Annotated in this window: 24 protein-coding genes and 1 other annotated feature (1 of these 25 cut by a window edge); of the genes, 1 reads left to right on the top strand and 23 read right to left on the bottom strand. The window is 40.5% G+C overall.

Going from position 1 to position 24,420, the window contains the following annotated elements; genetic code table 11:
- Window positions 1-23: 23 nt before the first annotated feature.
- The 4 genes from rpiA to GMD4S_RS01885 form a co-directional block, all read right to left on the bottom strand.
- The gene (gene rpiA / locus GMD4S_RS01900) at window positions 24-707 is read right to left on the bottom strand and encodes a ribose-5-phosphate isomerase RpiA (protein ID WP_000429254.1); all 684 of its coding nucleotides are present in this window, start codon (window positions 705-707) and stop codon (window positions 24-26) included.
- Window positions 708-812: 105 nt separating this feature from the next.
- Window positions 813-1,742, bottom strand: coding sequence for a peptidase U32 family protein (locus GMD4S_RS01895; RefSeq protein WP_000411181.1), 930 nt, complete (start codon window positions 1,740-1,742; stop codon window positions 813-815).
- A 125-nt stretch (window positions 1,743-1,867) separates the two neighbouring features.
- Window positions 1,868-2,548, bottom strand: coding sequence for an ABC transporter ATP-binding protein (locus tag GMD4S_RS01890; RefSeq protein WP_000125733.1), 681 nt, complete (start codon window positions 2,546-2,548; stop codon window positions 1,868-1,870).
- Window positions 2,549-2,561: 13 nt separating this feature from the next.
- Window positions 2,562-3,617: an ABC transporter permease gene (locus tag GMD4S_RS01885; RefSeq protein ID WP_000280270.1), complete on the bottom strand. Its 1,056-nt coding sequence runs from the start codon at window positions 3,615-3,617 to the stop codon at window positions 2,562-2,564.
- 384 nt (window positions 3,618-4,001) lie between these two features.
- Between GMD4S_RS01885 and GMD4S_RS01880 the strand changes: the two genes are divergently transcribed.
- Window positions 4,002-4,286, top strand: a complete 285-nt coding sequence (locus tag GMD4S_RS01880; RefSeq protein ID WP_001276165.1) for a DUF3270 domain-containing protein — start codon at window positions 4,002-4,004, stop codon at window positions 4,284-4,286.
- 64 nt (window positions 4,287-4,350) lie between these two features.
- Here the strand turns inward: GMD4S_RS01880 and GMD4S_RS01875 are convergent, their stop codons facing one another.
- From GMD4S_RS01875 to infC, 19 genes are all read right to left on the bottom strand, one after another.
- Window positions 4,351-5,688 carry a sensor histidine kinase gene (locus GMD4S_RS01875; protein WP_000482349.1) on the bottom strand — a complete coding sequence of 446 codons (1,338 nt, stop codon included), beginning with the start codon at window positions 5,686-5,688 and terminating at the stop codon, window positions 4,351-4,353.
- Entirely contained in the window at window positions 5,678-6,352 is a 675-nt protein-coding gene (gene ciaR, locus GMD4S_RS01870) for a two-component system response regulator CiaR (RefSeq protein WP_000590635.1), read from the bottom strand. The genes GMD4S_RS01875 and ciaR overlap by 11 nt, the downstream gene beginning before the upstream one ends.
- A gap of 109 nt (window positions 6,353-6,461) precedes the next feature.
- Window positions 6,462-9,008 carry a M1 family metallopeptidase gene (locus GMD4S_RS01865; protein ID WP_001149141.1) on the bottom strand — a complete coding sequence of 849 codons (2,547 nt, stop codon included), beginning with the start codon at window positions 9,006-9,008 and terminating at the stop codon, window positions 6,462-6,464.
- Window positions 9,009-9,128: 120 nt separating this feature from the next.
- Complete coding sequence (locus tag GMD4S_RS01860) at window positions 9,129-9,569, bottom strand: ASCH domain-containing protein (protein WP_000188825.1); 441 nt, start codon at window positions 9,567-9,569, stop codon at window positions 9,129-9,131.
- On the bottom strand, window positions 9,566-10,414 hold the full coding sequence (locus tag GMD4S_RS01855) for a putative PEP-binding protein (RefSeq protein WP_008276044.1): 849 nt from the start codon (window positions 10,412-10,414) through the stop codon (window positions 9,566-9,568). Before GMD4S_RS01855 ends, GMD4S_RS01860 begins: the two co-directional genes overlap by 4 nt.
- Window positions 10,415-10,455: 41 nt before the next feature.
- On the bottom strand, window positions 10,456-11,184 hold the full coding sequence (locus GMD4S_RS01850; RefSeq protein ID WP_000418697.1) for a GNAT family N-acetyltransferase: 729 nt from the start codon (window positions 11,182-11,184) through the stop codon (window positions 10,456-10,458).
- Window positions 11,185-11,191: 7 nt separating this feature from the next.
- Window positions 11,192-11,671 (bottom strand): NUDIX hydrolase, encoded by a 480-nt coding sequence (locus GMD4S_RS01845; RefSeq protein ID WP_000403326.1) that lies wholly within the window; start codon window positions 11,669-11,671, stop codon window positions 11,192-11,194.
- A gap of 10 nt (window positions 11,672-11,681) precedes the next feature.
- Window positions 11,682-12,380: a 3-oxoacyl-ACP reductase gene (locus tag GMD4S_RS01840; protein ID WP_000198455.1), complete on the bottom strand. Its 699-nt coding sequence runs from the start codon at window positions 12,378-12,380 to the stop codon at window positions 11,682-11,684.
- The gene (locus GMD4S_RS01835) at window positions 12,373-12,609 is read right to left on the bottom strand and encodes a DUF2829 domain-containing protein (protein WP_000141924.1); all 237 of its coding nucleotides are present in this window, start codon (window positions 12,607-12,609) and stop codon (window positions 12,373-12,375) included. The genes GMD4S_RS01840 and GMD4S_RS01835 overlap by 8 nt, the downstream gene beginning before the upstream one ends.
- 113 nt (window positions 12,610-12,722) lie before the next feature.
- Window positions 12,723-13,538 (bottom strand): hypothetical protein, encoded by an 816-nt coding sequence (locus GMD4S_RS01830; RefSeq protein ID WP_000749426.1) that lies wholly within the window; start codon window positions 13,536-13,538, stop codon window positions 12,723-12,725.
- Between the two features lie 148 nt (window positions 13,539-13,686).
- Window positions 13,687-15,939, bottom strand: coding sequence for a glucosaminidase domain-containing protein (locus GMD4S_RS01825; RefSeq protein WP_000832902.1), 2,253 nt, complete (start codon window positions 15,937-15,939; stop codon window positions 13,687-13,689).
- A 110-nt stretch (window positions 15,940-16,049) separates the two neighbouring features.
- Window positions 16,050-17,036, bottom strand: a complete 987-nt coding sequence (locus GMD4S_RS01820; RefSeq protein WP_161800715.1) for a dihydroorotate dehydrogenase — start codon at window positions 17,034-17,036, stop codon at window positions 16,050-16,052.
- Window positions 16,999-17,799, bottom strand: a complete 801-nt coding sequence (locus GMD4S_RS01815) for a dihydroorotate dehydrogenase electron transfer subunit (protein WP_001070074.1) — start codon at window positions 17,797-17,799, stop codon at window positions 16,999-17,001. Before GMD4S_RS01815 ends, GMD4S_RS01820 begins: the two co-directional genes overlap by 38 nt.
- 247 nt (window positions 17,800-18,046) lie before the next feature.
- Window positions 18,047-18,427 (bottom strand): lactoylglutathione lyase, encoded by a 381-nt coding sequence (gene gloA / locus GMD4S_RS01810; RefSeq protein ID WP_000157150.1) that lies wholly within the window; start codon window positions 18,425-18,427, stop codon window positions 18,047-18,049.
- Between the two features lie 97 nt (window positions 18,428-18,524).
- Complete coding sequence (locus tag GMD4S_RS01805) at window positions 18,525-21,296, bottom strand: J domain-containing protein (protein WP_001028666.1); 2,772 nt, start codon at window positions 21,294-21,296, stop codon at window positions 18,525-18,527.
- Window positions 21,297-21,309: 13 nt separating this feature from the next.
- The gene (locus GMD4S_RS01800) at window positions 21,310-22,974 is read right to left on the bottom strand and encodes a molecular chaperone HscC (protein WP_000583410.1); all 1,665 of its coding nucleotides are present in this window, start codon (window positions 22,972-22,974) and stop codon (window positions 21,310-21,312) included.
- A 174-nt stretch (window positions 22,975-23,148) separates the two neighbouring features.
- A complete protein-coding gene (gene rplT / locus GMD4S_RS01795) occupies window positions 23,149-23,508 on the bottom strand; it encodes a 50S ribosomal protein L20 (protein WP_000124830.1) in 360 nt (119 codons plus the stop codon).
- A 51-nt stretch (window positions 23,509-23,559) separates the two neighbouring features.
- The gene (gene rpmI / locus GMD4S_RS01790; RefSeq protein WP_001125942.1) at window positions 23,560-23,760 is read right to left on the bottom strand and encodes a 50S ribosomal protein L35; all 201 of its coding nucleotides are present in this window, start codon (window positions 23,758-23,760) and stop codon (window positions 23,560-23,562) included.
- Between the two features lie 32 nt (window positions 23,761-23,792).
- Window positions 23,793-24,323, bottom strand: a complete 531-nt coding sequence (infC, locus tag GMD4S_RS01785) for a translation initiation factor IF-3 (RefSeq protein WP_000848184.1) — start codon at window positions 24,321-24,323, stop codon at window positions 23,793-23,795.
- A gap of 15 nt (window positions 24,324-24,338) precedes the next feature.
- Window positions 24,339-24,420 (bottom strand) — a sequence feature (ribosomal protein L20 leader region); it runs 50 nt beyond the window's last position.

The raw sequence follows: 24,420 nt of genomic DNA, 5'->3' as shown, positions 1-24,420 counted from the left end.
AGTCTGTCTCCTTATTTTTTTGATTAGTTTGCTTTTTTTGAAGTTAAAATCTGAACACCATCTCGTCCCGCTACGATGACCTTATCCACCATTTGGTTGAACAAGCCATGCTCTACGACACCAACGACATGGTCCAATTCTTGTCCGAAGGCAATCGGATCTTCAATGACATCCAAGGCTAGGTCAATGATAAAGTTCTGCATATCGGTCACAAAACGTTGGCCGTCTTTTTCACGGAAACTTGGTTTGTAGCCAGCTCGCTCAAACCGACGAAAGACCTGTTCTGCACCATACTGAACCACTTCTACAGGCAATTTAAAAGCACCTAGTTTCTCTACCAGTTTGCTTTCATCGACCACCCAAATGTATTCTTTTGAGGGCGTTGCGACAACCTTCTCCATCAGAAGGGCACCACCACCACCTTTGATCCCGTTGGACTGACTATCTACTTCATCCGCCCCGTCAACCGTCACATCGACAAAGTCTACTTGATCAATCGACTTGAGCGGGATGTTAAGACCTTCAGCCTGTTTACTGGTCACACTGGAAGTCGTTACAGCAGTAATCTGCAAACCTTCTTCCTTAATCCGACGACCGATTTCTTCTACGAAATAGTAAGCAGTTGATCCAGTACCGAGTCCAACAACCATACCATCCTTGACAAACTCAGCAGCCTTGATACCTGCTATCTTTTTCAGATTCTCCACTTAAACACCTCCATTAAAGAGCTATTTTTATTATAACATGTATCCGTTTTTATTTCATGGATACACTGGAAAAACCCGAACATTTTTATTTCGGGTTTTGGTGTCCTATTTAACCATATCAGGATCGTAATCATAGAATCCTGTATCGAGGAAACGGTTTTTAGGGTGTAACTTGCGCACTTCCTCATCTAACAAGAAGGCTTGGTCATGGCTAAAGTTGCCCTCTTGGATCAAGCCACGTGCTTGGATAAAGAGTTTAGCAATTTCTACAAAATTCTGACCAGGTGTGTAGAGCCCCTCTAGCTTCCAGTGAGTAAAACCATGCTCCACCAATTCTGTCAATTTGGTCATCAAATCAAGGTCGTTATTTGCAAAAATGTGGGTCCCATGATTGTCTTCAAAGATAGAGTAATGGCTCTCAGGGTCACTCGGTTCTGCTAAGAAGAGGTCACGTTTACGTGTCTTTTCATCATCGATGTGCGTGAAGTTATAGTAGTTTTGCAAGAGCGGACGCTTAGAATGATGAATGACACTAGCTCCATAAACCAATACTTCAGCAGGAATTTCCAAAATCTCTGGCATCTTGAAGAGTTCAGCAGATGGAATTTCACGCGCCAAAACAGCCTCAGAGGCGCCTGCCTTTTGACCCCAGAAGTTAATCTGACGACTGCTTGTCACCATGGTTGAAGCATCGTAGATGGTCTTAAAGGAATAGCCATCACGGTTGACCACATAAAAGACACCTGCATCCCCAACTGTGATGTAGTCTGTCTTAATTTCTTCCAAGAAGTCTAGGAAGGGCTTGATACGGTCCATCATGTCTTGGTGCATAAGGGCATTGACCGCAACGATCAATTCCTTGCCTGCTTCATGAACCAGCTTAGCGATGGTGCGTAACTCTTCATAGCTAAAGGTTGTTGGCAGACGAAGTCCAAAATCTTTCTCACCAACATAGATACGGTCTACGCCGGCTTCGAGTAACTGTTCAACTTGTTCAATACTTTCAGCAGTTGCTGTAATGATAATCTTTTCCATAAGAAAAATTATACCACATTTCTCAAAAATCAGCTATGGGTACTGGGAGTTTCACAAAAAGTTAAACTTGTTTCTATCTTTTCCAATCAAAAAAGTGAACAGTAACTTGTACCATTCACTCTATTTTATGCATGTGTTTCTTCAACTAGGTGGCCATCATTCATGACATAAATACGGTCAACCTTATCAAGAAGGCGTGTATCATGAGTGATCATGACAACTCCTCTTCCTTGTTCATGGGCAATGGCAGCCAGCATCTCCGTTACTTGGTAAGCACGCTCGGTATCTAGACTGGCTGTCGGCTCATCTGCAAGCACAATGCTTGGATTGTTATAGAGCGCTCTAGCAATCGCGGCACGTTGACGTTCGCCACCCGATAGAGCTTTGGGATAATGATTTTGAACTTTTTCCAAATCCAACAAGTCAAAGAGTTCTTTTCGGTCACTTTTACTATTTTTTCCCTTATCTAGTCTGTCTATCAAATCCAGCTGTTCCTTGACCGTTAGAAAAGGAATTAAGTTTGAAGCCTGGAGAATGAAACCAAACTCTCTAAAACGGAGATCTGTTTTTTCCTTCTCCGTCAAACTGCCTGTTTCCTTCCCCTTTACCAAAATTTTTCCACTCGATGCTCCCTGAAGTTGTCCTAGAGTCGTTAGAAAAGTCGTCTTTCCAGAGCCAGAAGGCCCGACGATAGCTACGAACTCTCCCGCATTTAGCTGAAAATTCGTCTCATGCAGGGCTACGACTCTCATCTTTCCTTCCCCGTAGGTTTTTGTCACTTGATTCATTTCAATCAATGCTGTCATACTATTCTCCTTATCATTCTGCAATCGCAGTAATCGGGTCTACCTTTAGCAAGCGTGGAAGTGAAATGACACCACCTAGAAGGGCCATCAAGGAAATTACCAAGCTTAGGACAGAGTAGGCTATCCAACTTGGATAGAAAAAGAAGGTAGCTGGTAAGACTAAAATCACTCCTCCGATTGCCAGCAAGGCTAAAGCAATCCCCATACCAGCTAGGAGGAAGATTTGACAGAACAGAGACCATACAATGGTTTTGATCTGTATCCCCTGAGCCCGCATTATTCCATAAAGGCCTAGTTTTTGGATGGTAATGATATAAACAAAAATTCCCACAATCAAGCCTGTAATGACAATCATAGCAAGAATCATTCCTGAAAATACATTAACCTGAGGTGTGTAACCAGGAATTTTCGATATCATTTTTGGAATGGAAATCTGTTTCAATCCATCGCCAGACACTTCTATGTCATTTTTCAATACCAAGGCAGAGACGGAACGATTGGCCTTCAAGGTTCCTTGTAAGGTCCAATAAGTTGTCAGACTCGTAAAGACAACAGGCTCTGTGAAAAATTTATTTCCTTGAGTCAGGCCTACAATCTTGTAACTTGTCTCGCTTCCATTGAGCTGAATGGCATCACCTAGCTTCATCCCATAGTTCTCAAAAGACTGATCCACGACAACCTCATCATCTCTTTCAGGATAACGACCCTCCGTCAAACTAGGAGAGATAAAAGAGTCCCAGTCTTGAGCAAAGATGGAAACGTTGATCTTTTCACTACCATCGACTAGATTGGTCACAGCGAACATATAGCCCAATGGAGCAGCCTCTTCAGAACTCTTTTCCTTGTAGTCCTTTTCAGGAATAAAGGATGCCGTCAAATTATCATTTGCGTAGTCGGATAAAACGACACCCGTCGCTTTCCAATTATCAATAGCTGCTCGGTTGTTTCGCACAAGACCAAGAGCTAGACTGGTCATAAAAAAGACCATAAAAGCGATAAGAAAAATGGTAGTTAGAATCAAACTATATCGAAGTTTGTTTCGTAATATCTCTTTGATAGCAAGATACATGCTTATCTCCTTTTACTTTTCCCAGAGGTAGTTTAAAAGCCACCCAGTCCAATAGACAGAATCTCTGTCTTATCATCCATTCAAAACAACTCCTACCAATACTCTTCAAAAGTATCCAGGTAGCAACTCAACAAATTATCTTAGGAAAAAGCCTCAGCTTGCTATCAATTTATATAAGTTATCCTTTCCTTTCTCAGTATATTTATAATAGAGAAGGTTAGGTCATCTGTTTTAAGTGTAACATCCATGCTACCATTTTCCCTTGTAGGTGTCAAGAGAGCGACTTAGAAGATGATAAGAGACTTTAGTAGTTTTGTAACAAATCTGTAATAATTCTCTGCATAAAAAATGATAAAATAGTTATGTACTGTTAAGGAGAGAATCATGTCCGCAAGAAAACTAGAAGCTTATGAGTTTGAACAAGCTCCCGAATCAAATCAAACTCCGCTTTATCAAGATTATACACCAGAAGCCCCAGTCGGCCCTAACCTAAAAGAGATTTTATTTTTTGTAAATATCGCTTGTTTCTGTATTTTTATGGTGCTTTTTAGCTTTATCTTTTTAGCCTTAAAATTAAATACAGCTTTATCATTTATCGCTGCTATGGCAACAAGCTTCGCACTTTTACAACTTCAAAGAAAGATAATGAAACGAAAACTTTCAAAATAAAGGTTGGTACTACTACCAACCTCTTTTCTAGTTATCTAAAAAGACAGTTCTATAACTGTCTTTTTTATTTATTCTTTCGTTTTGAAGGAGATTGGATGGCAATCTTAACTTCAAAAATTGTTCCTCTAGGTTTGTTATCTTTTACGGTAATCGTTCCTCTTAAGGCATCTACGATTTGCTTGGCCAAAGATAGTCCCAGGCCGAAACCACCTTTCTGACGGGTTCTTGCCTTGTCTACACGATAAAAACGGTCAAAGATTTTCTTCTTATCGGCAGCTGAGATTCCAATTCCATTATCCGTCACTGTAAGATAGAGGTGGCGATCTGTAGCATGAACTACAAACTCAATCTTGCCATCTTCTTCAGTATACTTGATGGCATTATCAAACAAGATAGTCATGAGTTGTTTTAAGAGCAACTGATCGGTCATGAATGGACGGTAAATTCGATTTTCATAGTTGAAAACACGATCATTTTCAGAAGCAATCAACTCATAGTTGGCAAAGGTTGTTTTAAAGAATTGTGGAGAAACTTCTGCTATTTCTGGTTTGATTCCATCATCGCGACGTGCAAGGTTGAGAAGATTGGTCGTGAGGAAACGCATATTGCGAACCTCTTCAAGACTGGAAGCGATACTTTCGCTGGATTCCATGATTGTTGCCTCTGGTTTTCGAAAGAGATTCTCTAAACGATTTTGTAAAACGGCCAAAGGCGTTCTCAGTTCGTGACTCGCATTTTCAACAAAGGACTTCTGCTTTTGCATGCTTTCCAGTAGCGGTTTGACACTGACACGTGCCAGGTAAACACTGGCAATTAAAGACAGGAGCCAGAAACTCGCCATCACTACAACAATTAAATGCTCGTGTTTTTGGCTGATTTGCTCAAGCTGGCTGGTATTGATTAGAACCGCCGCATATTTGACATTACTTGATACGGTGGAAGAGTTGGTTTCCATCAAGACCATTCGATAGGTTTCTTCCTGACCATAGCTGTTGAAAACTTGGATTTGCCGAATATGATTCAACTCTTTCTTGTCCAGCTTGATCTTATCCAAACCTAAAAAGCGATTGCCCAGTAAGAGTTGGTTAAAATCTTTGTCAAAGAGCAAGACTTCCGTATTGGAGCTGACATTGGGCTTGATTTCAGCCTTGCTGGCATCCGCTGTTGCGGGTTGGATATCCTTGACCTCTTCAGTTGCCCGATTAAGGGCTAACTGGATAACCGCTTGGGGACTACTACTAAGGGCTTGTAGTTTTTCATCTACAGAGGTGTAGAGACTCGAATGCATGACCTGAAGGATAATCAAGGTCATAGCAGAGAAAATCAAGGTGAACACTCCAAAGTTTCGAATGAAATAGCTAAAATCATCCGCATACCATGTTTTTTTTAATTTATTGAACATCTTTTAAAATATACCCGACACTACGCAAGGTTTGAAGATTTTCAGCAAAGGCTGTACCCTTCAGTTTCTTACGAACTTTTGAAACATAGACTTCTACAACGGAAATAGTCGTATCGCTATCAAATCCCCATAGACGGTCAAAAATTTGTGTCTTGGGAAGAATAACATTTTGATTTTGAAGGAAGTAAACCAATAACTCAAACTCTTTTCCGAGCAGTTCCACAGGCGTGTCTTCCACCTTCACTTCATTCGTTGAAAGATTGACGACTACATCCCCATAGGTCAAGGTATTTTCGTTAAACTTTCCTGAACGCTTGAGAAGGGCTTGAATCCGCATTTTGAGTTCTTCTAGGTAGAAAGGTTTGGTGAGATAGTCATCCGCTCCCAACTCAAAACCATGTCCCTTGTCATCCAAACTCTCTTTGGCAGTCATGATAAGAACTGGTGTCGTAATTCCTTTTTCTCGCAACTCTTTCAAGACTTGGAAACCATTTTTTTCAGGCAACATCAGGTCAAGCAAAATCAAGTCATAAACGCCACTTTCAGCTTCGTAGAGCCCTTCTTCTCCATCAAAAACCTGCATGACATCTGCAAAATCATCCAAAAAGTCAAATACTGAGTTTGACAGACCTAGGTCATCTTCTACTAATAAGATTTTTATCATCAGAAACTCCTCCTTGTTATGATTATTATACCAAAATTGCCTTAAAAAAAACTCAACTCTCTCTTCTTTTAAGATAGAAAGTTGAGTTTTTGTTTACATTTTGAACGAATTAAGCCTTGCCATATTGGGCTACAACAGCTTCGACTGCTGCTTTCTCACGCTTAATCAAGTCAACACGCGCTGCGATATCCTTGATCCCCATGCGGATATTACGGCTAAGAGCTAGGTCAGAAAGTTGCGGTTCAAAGAATTCCTTATACTCAGCCAAGCGTTCTTCTGTTTTAAAGATGTGTGATGGGAAGATGACAAAGCTATCAAAGCTCATATCCCCACCAAGAGCTGCCTTGATCCAATCCCAGTTTTCACGCGCCCATACCCAAACAGTTTCTTGAGTTGTTTGGTGTCCGAGGAATTGGAGGTACCATGAAGAAAGGTCTTGTGGTTTCACCACAAATTTGTCCTTCCATGAACGAATCAAGGTTTGGATATTGTCAGCATCTGTACTGTAGGCTAGAGCAGCTGCCAACTGGCGTTTGAAGACCGCATCCGTCGCATGAGTGTAGAGGTCCAGATAAGTTGCGACCAAGTCCTTGGTCTCATAGTGTTTCATTTCATTGATAAGAACTTGTGCACGGATGGCTGCTGGAAGTCCTGCAAGGTTCTCCTTGTGAGCTGCAAAGATTTGGCTAGCGACTTGACTAGCTTCTGCATCATTGGAGCGAATCATCATAGAAACGGCCAACTGACGAACCAATTCATCCTCATCTGATTCTCCGTCTTTGGCTTCAAAGCCAAGACGGTCATAGTTATGACGAGCCAATTTAGCAACCAGACTGTTAAAGGCTTTCTCAGCTTCTGTACCTTCATCAATAAAGCGTTCAAGGGCAGAAATTACTTGAGAAACAGCTGAAACAACAAGGTAAGACTCTTCCTTAGAAAGTTTATCAAGGACTGGGAGCAAGTCAGCATAAGAAATGTGACCCGCTTCAGCAAGCAAACGGCGTTCTTGAACGATTTGTAATTTGCTTGTGTTATCAAGTGTCTCTAGCTCAGCAAGAACGGCATCTAACAAGTCTCCTTGATAGTCTGTAATGTAGTGGGCAGTATTTTCAGTGTTAAGACGAAGAGCTGTTTTATTTTCAGCAAGAAGAGCGGCATAGCCAGGGATTTCGATGCTTTCAGTTTCAAGTGTATCTGGTAGGCCTTTCCAGTTGCTGTTGAGTGGCACCACCCAGAGACGGTTCTTGTCTTCATGCTCACCGATGAAGAATTGTTTTTGCGAAATCTTCAAGACGTCATTTTCAACTTTGACAGTGAGAACTGGGTATCCAGGTTGTTCCAACCAAGAATCCATGAAGGCTGCAACATCACGTCCTGATGCTTGTCCGAGAGCATTCCAAAGGTCTCGACCAATGGTATTGCTGTATTGGTGTTTTTCAAAGTAAGCATGCAAGCCTTTAGCGAAATCCGCATCACCGAGCCAACGGCGAAGCATGTGCATGAGACGGCTTCCTTTGGCATAGACGATAGCGCCATCAAAGAGGGTATTGATTTCATCTGGGTGTTTAACTTCAACGTGAACAGACTGAACGCCATCCGTCGCATCGCGTTTAAGCGCAGCTGGAACACCACCTGTTTGGAAGTCTTCAAAGATATTCCAACTTGGCTCGATGGCATCCACACAGACGTATTCCATCATGTTAGCGAAGCTTTCATTAAGCCAAAGGTCATCCCACCATTTCATAGTCACGAGGTTTCCAAACCATTGGTGAGCCAACTCATGTGCTACAACTAGGGCAACTTGTTGACGGCTAGCAAAGGTTGAGTTCTCATCCACAACCAAGTAAACTTCACGGTAAGTCACAAGACCCCAGTTTTCCATGGCACCTGCTGAGAAGTCAGGAAGGGCGATGTGGAGCGATTGAGGAATTGGATACTTAACTCCGTAGTAATCTTCGTAAAACTCGATTGAGCGAACGGCGATGTCTAATGAGAAATCAAGGTTAGATAGTGGATGGGCTTTGGTTGAGTAAACACCTACGAGGGTACCGTTTTTAGTTTTAGCGGTCACCCCTTGCAAATCACCAGCGACAAAAGCCAACAAGTAAGAAGACATGCGAGGTGTCGTTTCAAACTTCCAGATGCCTGTTTCCTTGCGGTTTTCCACATCGATTTCAGGCATATTTGACAAGGCCACTTCACCTTCTGCTTGGTCAAAACGTAGAGCGAGGTCAAAAGTTGCTTTGGCTTCAGGCTCATCCACACATGGGAAGGCTTCACGCGCAAAATGGCTTTCAAACTGAGTAGACAAGACTTCCTTCTTGATACCATCAACTGTGTAGTAAGAAGGGTAAATCCCTGTCATGTTGTCTGTAATTTTTCCTGAAAAAGCAATGACCAATTCAACTTGACCAGCCTCAGCCAATTCGATATGAAGGGCTTCATTGTCATGGTCAACTGTAAATGGACGAGCTTGACCCGCAACTTCTACAGAAGCGATTTCCAAGTCTTTTTGGTGAAGGGAAATACGGTCACTCTGTGCTTGACCAGTGATGGTCACCTTCCCAGAAAAGGTCTTGGTCTCACGACTCAAGTCTAAAAATAAATCATAGTGTTCAGGAACAAATTGCGTAATAAAATGTTCTACTGCTTGCATAGTTTTCTCCTATTCTAAGTTTAAGAGTTTTACTCTTCTTCAAACAAACTTATTATATCATGTTTTGCTTAAGAAAAAAGGATTGGACGGTGATTTCCAAAACTTTCTTCCTTCTGCAGTCTAGAGTGGGTAGACTTTGCGAAATTCTTCTAAAACAACCTTGCTGTCAGGAGTAAAAGTCAGTCCGGTTTCCCTCATCCACTCGGTGAAAAAATCCTCATGAACCTGACGCCAATAGGCTAGGGATTTGTCACCTTCCCCTTCCTTATAGGCATGGTCGGCAGAAACTTGATGAAAAGGCTGAACGGAGACCTTGGTAATTTCGACAATGCAGACAGCCTGATCTTGACTGTCTAAAATGACATCGAAGGTCCCTTCTTGTGGAAGAGGTTCGTCTTCTAGTGCGTAGAGGTCGTAAGCTGAGGCGGTTGCAGTCTTTTCGCCTCTTAGAACCAAGTCGGCCAAGAGATCTGCTTCCACTCCAAAAGCCCAGGCATCTATCTCATCTCCAATCGTGGGGTTAATTTGCTTGTAAATATTCCACATTTCTTGCGGTGTCATAGTTTGCTCCTTTGTAATTTTTTACTTACTTCTTTTATACGTTTGAGATGGTCTGGATGATCAATCTCTAAATTAAAAATCTCTGGAATAGAACTGTAGTGGATAATACACTTGATACCCGTCTGATTCATTTTTTGTATGAAAGAAGCATTCAGATAGCCTGCTACAGCAAAGTCAATCTTTTTCATCCTTGCTTTATCCTGCATATCTCTCAGCATATCTAACATTATTGGACTTTCCATATCATGCCATTGACTATTTCTCACAGTCGCAAAAACAAAAGAAGTCAAATCATTCATTCCAACTACAATCTTTGAAATACCAGTTTCCAGTATCCTGTCCAAGTCAAAATAAGCTGACGGTAACTCAATCATTGTGCCGACTTTTCCAGTAAAACCATGCTCACGCAATACTCTAATAGCTTGTTTTAACTGCTCAGCATCATTGATAAAAGGAAAAATAACAGATAGATTGGGATTTGTTTGATAAACTTCTGTAACGACATGTGCTTCAGCCTGAAATTCTTCAGGACACGCCAGCAAGCGCCTAGTTCCTCTATAACCAAACAAGGGATGATTTTCATCAAAATGCTCTTTAGTCCCCTCTAAACAATTAGCTTCTGTATTTGTTAACTCTGAAAAACGATACCAAACCTCTTCATCTGAGTACAAGGAGCAAATGGTATCTAGATAATCTTTTACAAATTGCTGACAACTTGCTAATAGGATGTTTTGATTAAGCTCTCTCAACAAATATTCCCCACGAATCATACCAACATGATGCAATAATTGAGGGTAAACTTTTTCAACAATTTGTTCGCCACTAAGAGCAAGTTGGTTTTGCATAGCCATTCACCTCGTCTTAAAACATACAATATCAGATATCATTATATGATACCTTCCTCTAGTTCAAAAGCTTCATAAGGTTCAAATAACTCATATCCTAAAAATTCTGCTACTTTTTTGGAAGCCTCGTTATGAGCATCCCAAAGTGGAAACATATCTCTATTTAAACTCTCCAGAATCATTGTAGCACCAAGCTTTTTAGCAAATCCATTTCCTTGTTCGTTTGGTCTAGTTGCAACTTCCACTTCAACTGCTCCACGGTAAACTAACCCTGAGGAAATCCCAGCAATCAGTTCATTATTTTTAAGAATCACAAAGCCAAATCCACCCTTTAAAACAAAATCCTGATAGGACTCAAAATCCCCCTGTAAATCTTGTGACCATTCTTCCTCAGAAAAGCAGTTATAAATATGATTATCAATAGGCACAATATTGTAATCTTCCTCTAAGTGAGTAACTAGACCATTTAGAAATTCAACTTGAAAATTTGCCTTATCTTTAAAAGAATAGCGAGTAAAAGAATTTAGCTCCACTTTCCGATGTAGAAAATCTTGCCAATTAGTATCTTCTGAAATAATAATCTTATAATCTAAACCGTATTTCCTAACAAAATCTTCCCAAAATCTGGAATCCAACTCCCCTGCTAGGTATAGAAAATTTCCAACATCATAAAAGCTTGTTGTCCTATCACTGTTTCGGTAGACAGTTCCGATTTGAGATTTAAGACCATAAAGAACCATATTTTTCTTCCATGTTTTAAATAGTTCCATTATCCCCCTACTTCACCTTCCAATTCATATACAAGGTCTTGTCCAGCTCTGGAAATCCTAATAATTCAGACTTAACCTTCAAGACTAAGGGCGAAGCATTTTTTTCTGTGATCTCTTGAATATCCATCCAAACATATCCGAGCGAATCATTCGCACCATCAGAGACAACTTCCGAAATCGTAACTTGAGCTTCCTTCTCGTTGACCTCAATATCATAAAATGCCATGATATGGTGAACCATAAAATTTTTTAACTCTTCCCTGACGAAAACATCGTAGATTCGAGGATTGGAGTAGTTTCTAACAGTAAAGCCCGTCTCTTCCATAACTTCTCTAATCAGCGTTTCCGTCAATCCTTCATCAAGTTGCTGACTACCACCAGGTAGATCATAACGATGTTGATAAGGGCCTCTCGTTTTTTCAATGCAGAGTAACTTCCCATTTTCAAAGCAAACAGCATAGACTCCAAAGTGTTTTTTGATTTCCATTCAACTCCTCCTACTTCAAACTCCAACCACCATCAATGGTCAGGATTTGTCCTTGCATGGCGCTCGCTTTTCCACTTGCTAAGAAAAGGCTAATCTCTGCTACTTCCTCTGGCTCAATCCAGCGCTTGATTGGCGTTTCACTAGCTACCCAGTCTGCTAATCCACCGGGTTCAAAGTCCGCAGCGGTCATAGCTGTCTTGACTGCCCCTGGAGCAATCCCAAAGACCTGAATACCAGTCTCAGCATAGTCTAGAGCCAACTGCTTGGTAAAGCCAGCTAAGGCGTGCTTAGACGAGGTATAGGCGTGACCACCTCCGCCAGCTAGACTTGAAGCAATCGAACACATATTGATGATGATTCCTTTTTTATTTTCCAACATTTGTGTAAAATAATGCCGAGTCAACTCAACAGGAGTCACGTAGTTGATTTCAAAAATCTCTTGAATTTCCTGCGCTGATTGTTCCAATAAGGGTTTGTAAGCATCCAAAACTCCTGCAGTATTGCACAAAACATCCACCCGAGGGCACCAGTCAAAAACAGGTTTCAAGTCCAAGGTCAAATCTCTCTGTAAAAAGTAGAAATCACCCTCTAAGAGTGGATTTTCACCTTGGTCCACTCCATATACTTGATACCCCTTCTCTAAAAAGAGTCGGGCTTGAGCCAGACCAATCCCTGAACTCACTCCCGTAATCAATACACGTCTAGTCATGCACTTCTACCCAATCCGTCGCCAAAACATCACAAGGTGTCGGGCTCCACATGGAAAAACCTTCCCCTTCTCCAGACACGTTGATGAGGAAATAAGGCGTCACTTCAAGTGCAACCCCGTTTTGCTCGATAGTGTCAAAGAGTTGGACATAGTTTTCAGCCCCTCCCCAACCAGTTCGTACATATTTTTTCTTGTCCTTTAACCCAGGCAGGATTTCTTCAAAAGTCATGTTGTTCTCCTTTAATGCTACATTCTTCATTTAATTATAACAAAAAACCGTTTTCCAACGGCTTTTTGACTGTATCTTAGTTCAATAAAACAAATAGCTATCCAATTTTTTAATTATTTCAGTTCAATTAATTTATTGTAGATTTTCTCAGTCAGTTCTTTCTGTTGCGCTCCTGTTAAATGGTGCGAAGTGCGAATTAATATGGTTCCATAAACATAGTGGGATCCCGGATTTAAAGCAGTTCCATCAAAAGCACTAATATAAGTATTGCGCTTTTCTGCATCTTCTTTTGTCTTATAAACTTCTATATTTCCACCAGCATCATTACCTTTTTGAACAATATCTGAGCCTTCTACAGATTCATTCACTTGCTTGTCAACGAAATATACAGACGCTGTATATCCTCCTTGTTTATTTAATTTTTTATTAGGGTCATTATCCTCCGTAACAGATTGTACTCCAGTAATTGATTCAATTTCTTTGAGTCTTTCTTCAATAAAAGAACTAGAAGGATTTGTAATTTGTTTTAATTGAAGAATGCTATTTTGATAGTGAGTCAATTTTTCAGACAAATTCTTTTTTGTTTCACTATAATCTAATGGTTGACTTAATTCTTCAATTTGCTTCTCAATCTTAGCAGTCGCTTTCTCCATTTCTGGTTCTTTACGAAGTGAATCTTTGCTATCCTTTATAGTTGATTTCAATTCTTCCAATGTCTTAGAATCAAGAGGTTCTTCATTATTCTCAATAACCTTTTCAGCCTCAGCTATTTGATCTTCAACTTCTTTATTCTTTTCATTTAAATCCTTTACTACATCTTCAAACTTAGTTACAACAGCTTGATGAGGCACATAGGATAAGAAATAGTATCCTGTTGCCAAACCTAAAGCAATAAAAGTAATAAGCCCAACAATCATTGATTTCTTCATTTTAAACTCCTTAATTTATAAGCAATCTCTTCTATATTTTAATATATTGTTTTAAAAATTTCAAGTTTAAAAAGCTATAGAATCAACTTATTGCCAGATATACAAAAACGATAACCACTTCTCAGTAGTTACCGTTGATTTCTTTTGATTAGTCTTTCCCACCAAGTTTGCTGTTGATGGTCATCATGATGCTGGCTATCTTCTCACCCCAGTACGGATCGGAAGCATAGCGAACATTCATTCCAGTTGCCTTGTTTCCAAGGTGGTCTCTACCATAGTCAATGTAATTTTCACGAATCCACTTGGCCGCTCCAAGAATTCCTTTGTCCACATTATCAAAGCTCTTGGCTGAGAGATATGGGCTAGTATCATAAGCAGCAATACCAAAGAAGTTGTTCTTATCTCTGGCAATTTGACTACGTCCCCACGCACTTTCAAGAGCGCTATGTGCCATCAAGTAAAGGGCATTGACACCGTAGCGTTCCTCAGCTTCTTTGAAAGTCGCTCCTTTACCTGCTAGAGGACTATCCTGCAAGTTCATCATCGAATACAGTTTATCCAATTCAGCTGCACTATAATTACTTGGTTCTCTTAAGTTTTTATAGAGGAAAGGATTTTTAATGGTAAAGCCATCAAAGTGCTCTCCATCAGTTGAGTAGTACTTCTTACCAATAACCATAGCAGAGGTGTGTGGAGCTACTTTGATACTCGTATATGGAGAGAGTTCATGGTAGAGGAATTTCCCATCACTAGTATAATGAGGGATAAACTCGCTACCTTCATCTACTGCTGTCAAATCACTTTGATTCATATAGCCAGACAAGCCAGAAATCGAAACTGCAAGTCGGCCGCCTTTTCGCGTCGAGCTATCCAGTGAAACAATGCTTCCTTGGTTAATGTAACTCAAGATTTCTCCAGATGCACTATAGACATAGGCAGTGATTGGTTTAACTTTGTAATATTTGGTTTTATCCGCAACATGCCATCTACCAGAAGCATCCAAGGTATGACCATCCACAGTTTCATTTTTTGCCATATAACCGCCTGATTTAAGGTAATACCATGATTGGTCGGATGAATCGTAGATTAATTCTTTCTCAGCCATCTTTCCATTTGACTTGAGGTAGAACCAGTTGTTCTTGTACCATACCCACTCACTCGCAGCCATATAACCACCAGATTTGAGATAGTAGTAACCATTATCCCAGAGCCATTCTTTATTGGCATAATTTCCATCAGAGTTGATATAGAACCAAGAGTTATAATTCTTGTCAAAGAGCCACCCTTTGCCAGCTTTTGCTCCACTGCTCGTCACATAACTGCGGTCAATCCAAGTTTCCATAGAGAGGTAGCCGCCTGATTTGAAATGGTAATCCTTGCCTTTGATGGTTTGCCAACCTTTTTCAGCATAGGTTCCGTCAGCTTTCAAGTAAAACCAAGAGTTATAATTCTTGTCAAAGAGCCATTCCGATTTCAATTTAGCTCCACTCTTCGCAACATAGAAGCGATCTATCCAGCGCTCGGTAGAAAGATAACCGCCTGATTTGAAATGGTAATCTTTTTCTTTAATCGTTTCCCAGCCTTTTTCGGCATAGGTTCCGTCAGCTTTCAAGTAAAACCAAGCATCATAATTCTTATCAAAGAGCCATTCCGATTTCAATTTAGCTCCACTCTTCGCAACATAGAAGCGATCAATCCAACGTTCAGTAGAAAGATAACCGCCTGATTTAAAATGGTAGTCCTTCCCATCTATAGTTAACCACCTATTTTCAGCATAGGTACCATCTTGTTGAAGGTAGAACCAACTGCTATAGTTGTCATCATAAATCCAGGCTTGTTTAACCTTATTACCATTTTCTGATATATAGCTTTTACCAAGCCAAGCATTTTTCAGCATTTTACCTTGTGAATTGATGTAGTACTGGTTCTCACCTTGAGTGATCCACTCATCTTTGGCCATTTTCCCGTCTTCTTTAAGGTAATATTTTTCTTGACCTTGTTGAATCCATTCTTTTTGAGCTTTCTGACCATCAGACTTTAGATAATACCAGGATTCTTTTTCCTGATTAAATACCCACTGTTCCTTTGCTTTAGCACCACTTTCAGTCACATAGTACTGGCCAACCCACGTTTTCGTAGCTAATTTTCCAGCTTCGTTAAAATAGTAATCTTTACCACCAACTGTCAACCAGCCATTTTCTGCACGTTGACCATTATCTTTAAGATAAAACCAGTTCTGATGCGTTTGGTCAAAAAGCCATTGCTTGGTTGCTGGTTTCCCGTCTGCTTTGAGGTAGGTCTTTCCTTGCCAAGTCCCCTCTTCTGCTTTTGCTGTGTCCACTACAGTAAAAAAACACCCCAATAAGCCAGCACTTACTAGGGCCACTTTCCATCGTTTCATTTAAATGCTCCAATAACGTTTTCTAAACCCTATTGTAACATAGTTAATCGACGGAAATATTACAAATTGATGAAGATTCTATTTCTTGTTGACGATAAGGAAGACCTAGCTTATCTCAGATTGGCTTTGACTTCCTGACGGAGATTTTCTAGACTGCTAATGCCGTATTTATCCATGACTTTTGGTAAATTTTCAATAATATCAGGACAGGCATATGGATTGGTAAAATTGGCTGTTCCAACTCCGATAGCAGAGGCACCAGCCAGATACATTTCTAGCGCTGCTTCAGCAGAATCCACTCCTCCCATTCCAATGATGGGAAGGTCGGTTGTTTGGGCGACTTGGCGGATGAGTTTGAGGGCTACTGGAAAGACTGCTGGTCCAGACATTCCACCTGTTCCATTGGCTAGGATTGGTTTTCTGGTTTTAAGGTCAAAGCGCATACCGACAAGGGTATTGATCATGGTTAGGCCACTTGCCCCTGCATCTTCTGCGGCTTTGGCGATGGTGACAACATCCGTTACACTAGGGGTTAATTTAACATAAACTGGCACATCAGAGGCTTCCACAGCTGCCTTTACCACTTCATAAGCCAAGTCAGGATCTTGCCCAATCAAAAGTCCATGATTGCCGTGATCCACATTCGGACAAGAGATATTGAGCTCGATAGCTTTTACATTTGTAGCCTTGGAAATCCCCTGAGAAACGGCAGCGTACTCTTGTTTTGAAAAGCCTGCTACATTGGCGATGATGGGAAGCGAAGGATATTCTCTTTCCAGCCAAGGCAACTTTTCAGCTAAAACAGCTTCTAAACCTGGATTTTGTAAACCGATTGCATTGAGCATACCTGCAGGCGTTTCTGCCACCCTGGGAGTAGGATTCCCAAAACGGGGTTCAAGTGTCGTCGCCTTGATCATAATGGAGCCTAAAAGGTCTAAATCATAGTATTTGGCATACTCTTGGCCGAAACCAAAACAGCCTGATGCTGGAATGATGGGATTTTTCAAATCCAAGCCCGGTAGAGAAACTTGTAAACGTTTGTTAGTCATGACTTTCTCCTTATAATACAACTGTTCCTGTGCGAAAAACAGGGCCATCTTCACAGACGCGTTGGCTGACGGTCTCACTATCTGGCACTTTTAGAACGCAGGCATAGCAAGCTCCCATCCCACAAGCCATACGAGATTCTAGAGATAGATAGGCTCTTGGATGATCATAAAAGGTTTGATTGATATACTTCATCATTCCCGGAGCACCACATGAGTAAACCGCATCAAATTGACTGTCTAAATCATTGATAACAACAGAAACATTTCCCTTGATGCCATAAGAACCATCATCTGTCGTTACAAAGACCTGACCATATCGGGCCAATTCGGTTTCGAGAATAACAGCATCCTTAGTCGCAAAACCGAGGACTGTCACTACTGTCACCCCACGCGCATGCAATTCCTTGGCTACTTCTAGCAAGGGTGGAACACCAATCCCACCACCAACGAGGAGGACTTGACTCTGGTCGTCTAGGTCAGACAAGTCAAAACCATTTCCCTGAGGTCCCATCACATCAAGAGTATCTCCCTGACTTAAGGTTGAAAAAATAGCTGTCCCAGCCCCCTCAATCCGATAAATAAGGTGACACTGCTTGTTTGCTTTGTCAATAGACGAAATTGAAATAGGGCGGCGCAAGAGATGGGCGTCATCAGGCACACGCAGATGAAGAAATTGGCCGGCTCGCATGGCTTCAACCATCTCCCCTTCTAGGACTAATTCAAAGATTGCTGGCGCAATTTCCTCTTGTGCGACCACCTTCATGGTTTCCAAACGAATGGCACCCAAACGCTTCTTACATGTGGGATTCATGACTTTTCCTCCTTAAATTTAAGGGGACCAGATAAAGAAAAGGCCTTGCTAATGCAAGGCCTCAGTTGGGTTAGGCTAGAACTCATGCGCACACTTAAAAAGTCTCCACAGAGAGTCCCCTTATCCCTTTTATCTGACACCTTGTGAGTCTCTCTGGACTCCCCTTAAAGGTTAAATTTGTATTAGTATACTCTTTCAAAGAAAAAAAGTCAAGTAGAAAACGAACATTCTACTTGACTTCACTGGATTATTTTTCACGAATGACTTCGACCTTGTAACCGTCAGGATCCTTGACAAAGTAATAGTTTGGTTGAGTTCCTGGAAGTCCATTAGGAGCTGTCACCTCATAGCCTTTAGCGCTATGTTCTTGATGTAGGGCCTCAAGGTCAGGTGTACTGAGGGCGATATGGGCGAAGCCATCTCCTACCACGTAAGGACCGTGATCATAGTTATAGGTCAACTCCAACTCATAGTCATCCCCCTCAAGTCCTAGATAGACAATGGTGAAAGCATGATCTGGAAAATCTCTGCGACGCAATTCTTTAAATCCAAAAGCATCTTGATAAAAAGCGATTGATTTTTCAAGGTTTTCTACTCGCAAGCAAGTGTGTAGCATTTTTGAAGCCATTTTCATTACCTCTTTCGTTTTAATAGTTCTATTATACCTTTATTCAGGAAAATTTACTAGAAACTTGAACCAGAGTCCTCTTCTCTACGCTTTCATTCTAAGCAGCACTTTTACGATTTTCCTTGCGTATATTGCGAATAAGGAAAAGCATGATCAGGACAAAAAGTCCCTCGAGGAAGTAGAACGTAAATTCGCTGTTCATGATTAGTAAGTCTTTGTAATGATAGTTATTACCGAAAACTGAATTTGGTGCAAATAGGATTCGGAACAGTCTTCTTAGGAAAATAAAGATCTGCAATCCATAAATCATAAAGACCTTCTTCACACCAATCATGAAGCCTTGTTCCTTTGTAAAATAAGATAAGGCAATTCCATTTAACAAGAGGATAACAGTTATAGCCAGTGTTTCATTTCGTAGAATAGTTGGATCAAAGATATCTAAACGGCTGTGAATATATGGCAACGTTTGAAAGAGTAGGATTCCCAAGATTGCTGGTATGAAAATTTTCTTCAGAGATGGTGGAAATCCAGGACTGAATCTTGTAAAAGACAAGCAAATCACAAGGATTGCAAAAATATGGAAGTAGGCTGTTGCAACTCCTGAAATAGTCTGGCTTTGATTTACCAAAGCAGAAAGAAAACCAGCAGAAAGAAAGATACCGATAGGAATCAGCTTCTCCAAAGAATAATCCCACTTCAGCCCCTGACTCACTTGGAAACCATCGATGAAGCTGAAAAATGTAATGAACATAAGGGCACCAATGAGACCAAATGGTAAGGATGGAATGACGAGGATTAATAACAAGATTAATAGGAACCATGGATGAGGACTGTAGTAGAATTTCCGTTTTTCTCCTCTAGCAGTCACTCCCTCCTCAATCGGTGTTTTCCTTAATTTTAGCATATAGACGTAAAAGAGTGAAAACATGCCCGCATGAACCCATGAATTATAACCAGGTCGCTCTATAATACTGAGTAGCAAACATACAATCGTAAAGAGACCAGAGAAAATCTGAAGAAACTTATTATTAAATACCTGTCTTTTTTTCCAATCCAAATAAGAGAGCTTGGCCTTTGGATGACTAAGTTCATAAGCATAAGCTGTCATCTCTTCTAGTTTCTGGTCTGTCTCCTCCGTCATCATTTGGGGAGCCATTTTAGAAGTAGGAAAAGGAGCCAAAACATATCTCAAGAGCTTGCCATCTGTAAACCGATGGTACTCCTTATAGATTTGTTGAAGCAAAATCGTTAGAATGCGTGGTCTTCCTTTAAAGTAGCTTCTCCACTTTTCCCAATCATTGATATCTTCATCGCTCTTGGTGAGCTTATCTATATAAAGATAACCTTCATTGTACCAGTAATCAAAATTTTCTTTTTTGTTAAGTGCATACTCCTCTACCACTGAAGGATAAGAATGGATACTCTTCCAGAAATGAAGTTTCTTCAGGTAAGGATTTGATTCCTCATCACTATAACGCTCCACAAATTGGAAAACAAGGGCTAACACTTTCGCATTGGTTAAAGGATAGACGTCCACCTTTTCTAACAAATCAAGTAGGAGCGTGTGATCTTTGACTGATTCAAAAAGGTATTGCCAATCACGTAACAGTTTATACTCGTCTTCATAGTGAGCATGGAGCAACTCATAGAAGGCTGCCTCAACTTCATCCGGATTATCTAGAGTGTAATGACTAAAGTCAACGTTTTCTCCCAGCTCCTCTTTTACTTCCTCTAAGTAATCAGCCAAGTCGTTCAAGAGTGGATAATCCTCTTCAAATATGACTTGTCGGTTTTTTTCCAGGATATAGGTTAAAACGGGCACACTCTTGATTATCTGACGATTCTGATTTACTTGATCTAAGACCATAAAGGCCAAATAAGGGTGCTTGAAAAACTCTATCCAGGAGCTCAATTGATTTGCTTTGTTAAAATCTTGGAGAATTTCTTGGCAAAGTTGATAAGAATAATAGAATTCTTCAGTGGCTTCATGTGCGCTTTCAAGCGAACTGCCTTCCTCTTCTGCTATAGCTCTTTTAACTTTCCAATACTTCAATTTATAGTAATAGCCCCAGTGTCGGAAGTCAGGTATATAATCTTCCAGCAAGGGAATGAGGATAGAGAATTGCTCTGGTTTATTAAAAATATAAACATCCATTTCCTCTAAAACGGATTGAACAATGTCCATATCATACTGATACTGATGAAAGAACTGACGCCATAGATGCTCTTGTTCCTCTTGGTTATAACCGTCATTTCCAACAATACTTTCAATCGCATTTCGAATCAGATAAGTTTCTTCATTATAACCACTAAAGTCAAGAGTAGACCTTGTTATTCCTTCTTGCCCTTGGTTCTCTTCGTCACCAAACGTTTCAAAGTTGAGGGTATTCTTAGCTCTTTCTTCAGAATCTCCATTTAGCTGAACTTCCTCATCATAGTCACTAAAGTCAAGGGTGGAATTTTGCTCATCCTCTTCCGCTTTAAAGGTTTCAAAGTTAAAAGAATTGCTGGTTTTATCAGTCGATTGCTGATAATCACTGAAATCAAGACTAGATGTTTCAGACTCTTCGTTCTCAGTCTTCGTTTCTTCAGTCAAGTGTTCAAAGTTGAGACTAGAGTTAGGTTTTTCATTCGCCTCTTCTTCAAGTTTAGTAGCTTCTTGAGAGTCACTCGCTTTTCTTAGACTATTTTCTAGTCTTGTGTTTCTAGATCTCGCATAAGTCAAGGCTTTTTGATACGCTTCAACAATTTTTTGGTAAATTTCTGGTTGGTCTTCTGGGTGATAGAGCCGAACCAGTTCAGCATAACGCCTTCTAATAAGCTTGACGTCAGTCGTTGGCTCTATCCCTAAAGTTTCCCATATATTCATAAGGTCTCCTCTTTTACAGTCCTCGCTCTAGGAAGTCTAGATAGTTTGAAAATGATTGATAAAGTTTTGGCAAATGATAAACAGATGCTTGACTGACCTCTTCTTCAAATCGTCTAGTTTCAGCCATTAGCTCATCTCTTCTTCTCCCCAAGAGCATACTGTACACACGATTCGCTTTTTCAATCAAGAAACGATAAACCTCTGTTTCTTGAGCATTGATCTTATAGCGAGTCAACTCTGCTTGCTTAGCCTTAATTTCCTTTTCTGTCAGAGTAATGCTATCTTGGAGAATAACATGACTAAAGACTTCCTGTGTGGAATCAATTTTCACTTCGACATCCAAAATCCCATTTAAATCATAGGTAAATCGAACTGTGAAACTTTCATTTACTCGAGTATTCACAGGGACGGGAACTTCTAATTCTCCTAGGAACAGGTTTTGTGATGCCTTCATCATCTCACCTTGATAGACCTTTATCTTGACTTGGCTCTGTCCCAATTCAGCCGTATAGTACTGCTCGATGCGTGAAGCAGGTAGGGTAGAATTTCGCTCAATAATCGGCGAAAAACGGTCTCCAACTATCTCAATCCCCAGTGTAAAAGGACAAATATCAGAAAGTAATAAATCTCGTATCTCACCCTGGCGTTCTTTGATACCTGCTAGAAGTGCACAACCTCTCGCAATCATCCGATCAGGATCATCCGATACCTGCACAACTTGATTGATACAGTAGGATAAAAAGTCCTGAACCAAGCGGAGTTTCGAAGTCCCCCCCACAAGAACAAAGTTATCAGATGATACATAGCTATAACGTGCATCCATCAAGGCACGATCCAAAACAGCCTTAACACGGGCTAGCAGAGGTTGACAAAGCTCATAAAAACGCTGGTAGGTCAGGTCTAAAGTGTATTCCTGTTCTTGGTCCAGAACTGTCATCTTCACTTCTTCTTTACTATTGAGTTCTAGCTTAGTCTTTTCAGCCTGCACCAGAATTTTGCTATAAAATTCTCGGGAAATCGAATCCTTGGTTAATTGATTGGAGACTAAAAATTCCTCAGCAATAGCCGCAGTGAAGTCTTCTCCTCCCAAACGATTGTCCCCTGCGATCGAGACGATTTCGACAATGTTATCAAAAAGCTCTACAACTGAAATGTCAAGAGTACCACCGCCAAAATCAACTACAATAAAGGATTGATCTTCTTGGTTTACCATAGATCTTTTAGCAAGAGCCGCTGCAGAGGGTTCATTGATAATCCGATCAATCTGAACGCCTGCAAATTTCCCTGCTAGTTTGGTCGCATAGCGTTGAGCATCATTGAAATAGGCTGGAACACTGACAATCACTTCCTCGACCTTTTCTCCAAGATAGGTCTCTGCATCATCTACCAACTTTCGAATGATAAAAGAGCTCAATTCTTCAGCCTTATATGCTCGATTCCCTAACGTCAACTCATGTTTGGTCCCCATAAAACGCTTGAACTGAGAAACTGTCTTATCTGGGTGAGTTACCAAGCGTTCCTTGGCAATTTTTCCAACTATAATCTCATCATTGTCATCTAAAGCCACAACAGAAGGAGTCAAATACTCACCAAAAGCATTGGGAATCAACTTGACCTGGCCATCTTGATAAACCCCTACTAAAGAATTAGTCGTTCCTAAATCAATACCTATTATCATCTTCTTCTAACTCCAAATCTTTTTTAGATATTCCTATTATACAAGAAATATCCTATTTTCTTTGAAAAAATCTGTTATTTACTCTCTAAAATAGAAAATCATTTATGGAAAATAAAAAAGTTTCACCCTACTCTTGCGGTAAAAACCACGAGAGTAAGAATGAAACAGTTGTCATTATTTACCAAGTTTTGCTTTAGCTGCATCTGCAAGAGCTGTGAAAGCTGCTGCATCGTTAACAGCCAAGTCAGCAAGCATTTTACGGTTAACTTCGATTTCAGCCAATTTCAAACCATGCATCAATTGTGAGTATGAAAGTCCGTTCAAACGAGCTGCCGCATTGATACGAGTGATCCACAATTTACGGAAGTCACGTTTTTTCTGACGACGGTCACGGTATGCATAGTAGTAAGAGTTCATTACTTGTTCTTTTGCAGTACGGAACAAGATGTGTTTAGCTCCATAGTAACCTTTTGCTAATTTAAGAATACGTTTACGACGTTTGCGTGATACAACGCCACCTTTAACACGTGCCATGTTTTATTTCCTCCAAATATTTCCTAGAATTGTTTACTTACTGTTAGGCTATTATTTCAAGCGAGTAAGCATTGCTTTGATACGTTTGAAATCTCCTGAATGCACCATAGATGCTTTACGAAGATGACGACGTTGTTTCTTAGTTTTTCCGTGGAAACGGTGAGAAGTGTAAGCACGGAAACGTTTAAGTCCACCAGAACCTGTACGTTTGAAACGTTTAGCTGATGCGCGGTGTGTTTTTTGTTTTGGCATGATTTTTTCTCCTTTATTTAACTTTCTGACAATTATTTTTTGTCAGTTGCTGGCGCCAACTGCATGAACATTTGGCGTCCATCCATCTTAGCTCGTTGTTCGATGATCGCAATATCTTGTGTTGCTTCAGCAAACTCGGCTAAAACTTTTGCACCAATCTCTTTATGGGTGATCATACGCCCTTTAAAGCGAATGGATACCTTAACTTTATTTCCTTTTTCAAGGAACTTGCGTGCATTGCGAAGTTTTGTGTCAAAGTCACCCTTGTCAATAGTTGGACTCAGACGAACTTCTTTCACAGTAACAACACTTTGTTTTTTACGTTGTTCTTTTTGCTTTTTCTGGTACTCGAATTTGAACTTACCGTAGTCCATAATTTTAGCAACAGGCGGTTTTGCTTGGGGTTGAATCAATACTAAGTCAACATTTGCACTATCAGCCAATGCTTGCGCTTCACTGAGTGGCTTGATGCCTAGCTGTTCTCCCTCAAGACCGATCAAGCGAACTTCACGTACACGAATTTCATCATTGATGAATAAGTCTTGCTTTGCTATGGTTTTCACCTCTTTTTTATTATTAGAGAAAAACAATAGCGGACTCGTAATAATACAAGCCCGCACGTTATGATAGCGTTTCTTAGAAACTTTTCATCCGTAGGGC

The organism is Streptococcus sp. GMD4S (assembly GCF_000296955.1).
The sequence above is the reverse complement of the archived record's forward strand: the minus strand, read 5'-3'. Positions and strand labels throughout refer to the sequence as shown.